5 protein-coding genes are annotated in these 4,510 nt (G+C 46.1%); 2 read left to right on the forward strand and 3 right to left on the reverse strand.

Annotated elements, in window-relative coordinates; translation table 11 throughout:
* Positions 1-61: 61 nt before the first annotated feature.
* Complete coding sequence (locus QUB33_RS28645) at positions 62-388, reverse strand: hypothetical protein (RefSeq protein WP_333357788.1); 327 nt, start codon at positions 386-388, stop codon at positions 62-64.
* A gap of 176 nt (positions 389-564) precedes the next feature.
* The gene (locus QUB33_RS28650; protein WP_333223336.1) at positions 565-723 is read right to left on the reverse strand and encodes a hypothetical protein; all 159 of its coding nucleotides are present in this window, start codon (positions 721-723) and stop codon (positions 565-567) included.
* A gap of 311 nt (positions 724-1,034) precedes the next feature.
* Between QUB33_RS28650 and QUB33_RS28655 the strand changes: the two genes are divergently transcribed.
* Positions 1,035-1,322 carry a hypothetical protein gene (locus QUB33_RS28655; protein ID WP_333357791.1) on the forward strand — a complete coding sequence of 96 codons (288 nt, stop codon included), beginning with the start codon at positions 1,035-1,037 and terminating at the stop codon, positions 1,320-1,322.
* Positions 1,323-1,416: 94 nt separating this feature from the next.
* On the opposite strand, the gene acs is transcribed toward QUB33_RS28655, so the two are convergent.
* The gene (gene acs, locus QUB33_RS28660; protein WP_333357792.1) at positions 1,417-3,387 is read right to left on the reverse strand and encodes an acetate--CoA ligase; all 1,971 of its coding nucleotides are present in this window, start codon (positions 3,385-3,387) and stop codon (positions 1,417-1,419) included.
* Between the two features lie 289 nt (positions 3,388-3,676).
* On the opposite strand from acs, the gene QUB33_RS28665 reads away from it, so the two are divergent.
* Positions 3,677-4,336, forward strand: coding sequence for a restriction endonuclease subunit R (locus QUB33_RS28665; RefSeq protein ID WP_333357794.1), 660 nt, complete (start codon positions 3,677-3,679; stop codon positions 4,334-4,336).
* Positions 4,337-4,510: the final 174 nt, after the last annotated feature.

Here is a 4,510-nt window from a genome sequence, read left to right on the forward strand (position 1 = left end):
CTCCGGGGCACAATGGAATCGTGACAACCTGGCTCAAGTTCTGAAACATCGTTGTGCTTATTTAAATCTCGCTTTGGCCTGAATAGTATTTATACTCATTGCATATTTGAGATGCTCCCGAGACAACTCCCGATCTTTCCTGCGTCATTGCCCCTATGGGCTTGAAGAAAATTCCCTGTTCGACGAGAAAGGTAGTCACTAAGTAACCGATAACATGAGCAAAAGTTTCGTGGTCTTCTCCAGGCATCAGAATCTCGATCGTCCCATCATAGTAAAATAGTCGCACTCTAGGGGAGCCTTCAAAGCCTTTTTGGATAAATTTAAACCGTTCCCACATTCCATGATGAACAATTCGCTGATCTGTGGTTTTGCTAAGTAGTGGAGGCATCGCGCTCAGATCCAGTCCAGAAGTTATCTTGATTGTAGCTCATATTTTTGACGTTCAATCAAATTTTGCCAAACCCAAAATAGCTTGTTTATTGACAATAGAAATTCTCTAAAACCGCAGATAAACCAGATTACTATCCGCGTTAATCTGGGTTCATCTGCGGTTTTAGAATCCCACTAAGAACCACCCCGCAACTTATCTTCAACTTTTAAACTCCTAATCTGTTCGCGAATCACATCGGTTTTTGTTCTACCGCTGTTCGCGCAATAAGCTTCTAGCCGAAGCATTTCTACTTCAGGCAGTCGGATGGTTAGAACTTTAACATTTTTACTCATACTGCAATTATACTAAAAAATGCAGTACAATTATAGCAGATAAATGCGCCTTGGCAGAATGTTGCCGCACCATGCCAAGACGACTTCCCCGAAGTTGAACGTCCAACAAAGGAGCAATTTAATTATGATTCAAGATCCAGAAAAAGATCCTGAACGCTGGGACGAGCCGATTTTAGCGGATAATCCCAGGCAAGCGAAACAAGATTGCCAAAAACGAGCCGCTACCGGGTTGAATTAGAATCTGTGACTCAACCCCGAAAAGTTGAAAATCGCCCTCAAGTCTACCGTTGCAACTACAAGGAGAAAGAGTAATGGCTGTTCTGGAATGTGTAAAACCGGGTGCTAAACTTGGTCAAATTATTCTTGCCGTAGATCTTACTGTTGCCGGTGCTGTCGCTCGCGTTCTGGCAAAAATTCAAGACTTGGGATATGACTCAGAAATTCGTCATGTCAACTATCCGTCTGGAGTTCACGTCTTGGCAATTCTCAAAGACGAACAGCACAAGCAAGCAGTTGATGATGACTACTTGCTGGAGGATTGGCTACAGGTAAGGTCTGAAATTAACGCCGATGCCGTTCATCTGTGGCGCGGCAAATAAGCTACTCAACAATTATCTAAAACCGCAGATAAATGCAGATTATTATTAAATTTATCCGCGTTTATCTGCGTTTATCTGCGGTTAAAAAATCCCCCTACGAACCGCCGCGCAATTTATCCAAAACCGTCCGGTCTTCCAAGGTCGAAGTATCCCCAGAAACCTCTTCTCCCGCAGCTAAAGAACGCAGCAATCGGCGCATGATTTTGCCGCTTCGCGTTTTCGGCAAAGCATCGGTAAATCGAATTTCGCCGGGACGGGCGATCGCCCCAATTTCCTTAACAACGTGCTGCTTCAATTCCTTAGCCAATTCATCGCTAGGTTGCTGCGAGTTGTCCAGCGTGACAAAAGCCACAATGTCCTCACCTTTAATCTCATCCGGTTTACCAACAACCGCAGCTTCCGCCACCGCTGGATGCGATACCAAAGCTGACTCAACTTCCATTGTGCCGAGTCGGTGTCCGGCCACATTAATTACATCGTCAACGCGGCCCATTACCCAGAAATAACCGTCTTTATCCTTGTGCGCGCCGTCCCCTGCAAAGTACACAAATTCGCCATCTTTCGGGTGCAAATATTCCCAATAAGTGCGGCGGAAGCGATCGGGATCGTTGTAAAGTGTACGCATCATTCCCGGCCAAGGATGTTTCACCACTAAATAACCGCCGCTTTCGTTAGTTACTGGTTCGCCATCTTGGTCAACAACATCGACCACAATTCCGGGGAACGGTAGAGTGGCAGAACCGGGTTTTGTAGGAATTGCACCGGGCAAAGCGGTAATCATAATTCCCCCGGTTTCTGTTTGCCACCAAGTATCGACGATCGGACAATTCGAGTTGCCAATTACGCGCTGATACCACATCCAAGCTTCGGGATTGATCGGTTCGCCGACGGTTCCTAACAATCGTAAAGATGACAAATTGCGCGCGTTGGGCAAGTGTTCGCCCATTTTCATGAATGTTCTGATCGCAGTGGGTGCAGTGTAGAAAACGGTGACGCCGTATTTTTCGATCACATCCCAAAAACAGCCTGGGTTGGACGCGCGGGGTGCACCTTCGTACATGATTGTGGTAGCGCCGTTGGAAAGCGGGCCGTAGACTATGTAACTGTGACCTGTAATCCAGCCTACGTCTGCGGTGCACCAGTAGACATCGGTATCTTGAAGGTCGAAGATCCACTTGGTTGTCATGTGGGTGTAAAGGTTGTAGCCACCTGTGGTGTGGACGACTCCTTTGGGTTTGCCGGTACTTCCCGAAGTGTAGAGTACGAACAGCATATCTTCGCTGTCCATTGGTTCGGCGGGGCAGTCGGCGGAGGCGTCTTTTTGCAAGTCGTGCCACCAAAGATCGCGCCCGGGTTCCATGTGTACTTGCTGTTTGGTACGCTGGACGACGATAACGTTGGTAACGCTGGGTGTGACGTTGTTGGCGAGGGCTTTGTCTACTTGTTCTTTGAGGCCAACTGCTGCATCTTTGCGGAAGCCACCGTCTGCGGTGATGACGAGTTTTGCTTCGCCGTCGTTAAGCCGATCGCGCAAAGCTTCTGCACTAAAACCGCCAAAAACAACGCTGTGTACTGCACCGATTCTGGCGCAGGCTAGCATGGCGATCGCAGCTTCGGGAATCATGGGCATATAAATGCCGACGCGATCGCCCTTTTGGACTCCCAATTGTTTGATGACGTTCGCCATTTGGCAGACTTCGCGGTGGAGTTGCGCGTAGGTGAGGGTGCGGGAGTCTCCGGGTTCGCCTTCCCAAATCAGGGCGGCTTTATTTTTGCGCCAAGTAGTTAAGTGGCGATCGAGACAATTGTAGGAAATGTTAATTTTGCCGTTGACAAACCATTTAGCAAAAGGCGGTTGCCAGTCGAGCACGGTATCCCAGTTTTGGAACCAGTCTAATTCTTGGGTGGCGAGTTCTGCCCAGAAGGCTTGGGGGTCAGCTTTGGCTTTGTCGTAGATGGCTTGGTACTCTTCTAGGCTTTTGATGTGAGCTTTTTGAGAGAATTCAGCAGGCGGCTGAAATAGGCGTTTTTCATGAAGAATTGATTCGATGGTATCTTGTGACATTGCTTTTAACTTTAACTTCAATTAGTCTTTGTAACTATTGTTTGCATAAGTTGGGGCAAAAGTATGTTTATTTTCCTTAAGACTTTGGGTAATTTTGTAAGAGGTTGAGAGGTTGTTCTTTTTTTGCTACCCGATGAAGGCCGATCAACGCAGATTAAGAGGATTTTTTCCCTATTTAATGCTTGATTATTCTTAGTGATTATTGTGCTAATTTTTTTTAAATTGTACTCCCTGGTAAATTATCTCAGCTATAATTATGTAGTTAGTAAAATTTAATGAAATGAAAGCTATGACGCAAAATTTAGAAGCAAGCCAGCTTTCTCTAAATGACGTTCGCCGCCTTCTTAAACTGGAAAGACAAAGAGGAGGCTCTTTTGCTAAATTTTTATCTGTGGAACCTCTGACGGATTTTGAACAGCAGGAATTATTGCTAATCGGTAATCACTTTTGGCGTCATCTAGAAGCAGGGAAAGTTTCTGCAAAACTGGTTAAGTTTTTAGTGCTTTCACCATTAATGAGATTAACGGGATTTTTTAAAGTTCCTGTGGTGCTGACAATGGAAGATAGCATCCCGATCGAGGTTGAGGATGGGGATACTTTAATTAAAGGGCGCTTGGATATTTTAGCGGTAAATCAGCCGGATGCAGAGCTCGCGGCGGCACAGTTTTGGATTTTGGTAGTCGAGCCGAAAAATAGTGCGATCGATCCTTGGGCCGGTTTGCCGCAATTGCTGACTTATGCTTATAAAAGTTTGCAGCAGCAATCGTCTGTTTGGGGATTGACGACGAATGGACGTAACTATCAGTTTGTGTATCTGACGCGGGGCAATCCTTGCACTTATCAGATTTTACCAGACTTGAGTTTGACTGACCCAGAGCGATCGCTCTTGTTGGCGCAAGTGTTGAAAGCTATTTGCAAGTTGCAGAATGTGCAGTTGCAGTTGGCTTAACAAGGGCGATCGCATCGGATGTTATGGTGACGGTGGAGTCCTGTGCTCGATCGGTGGATTTGGCGGTTGTTGGGTATTTTGAGGGGTGATGTACGTTGTTAAGCTGTTCAGCATCTAAAACGCATATTGCATAGTATAATATGATGATATTTAGAAAAAGTCAATGCCTACTAA

The sequence above is a fragment of the Microcoleus sp. B3-A4 genome (genome assembly GCF_036705385.1).
Taxonomy (GTDB): Bacteria; Cyanobacteriota; Cyanobacteriia; order Cyanobacteriales; family Microcoleaceae; genus Microcoleus.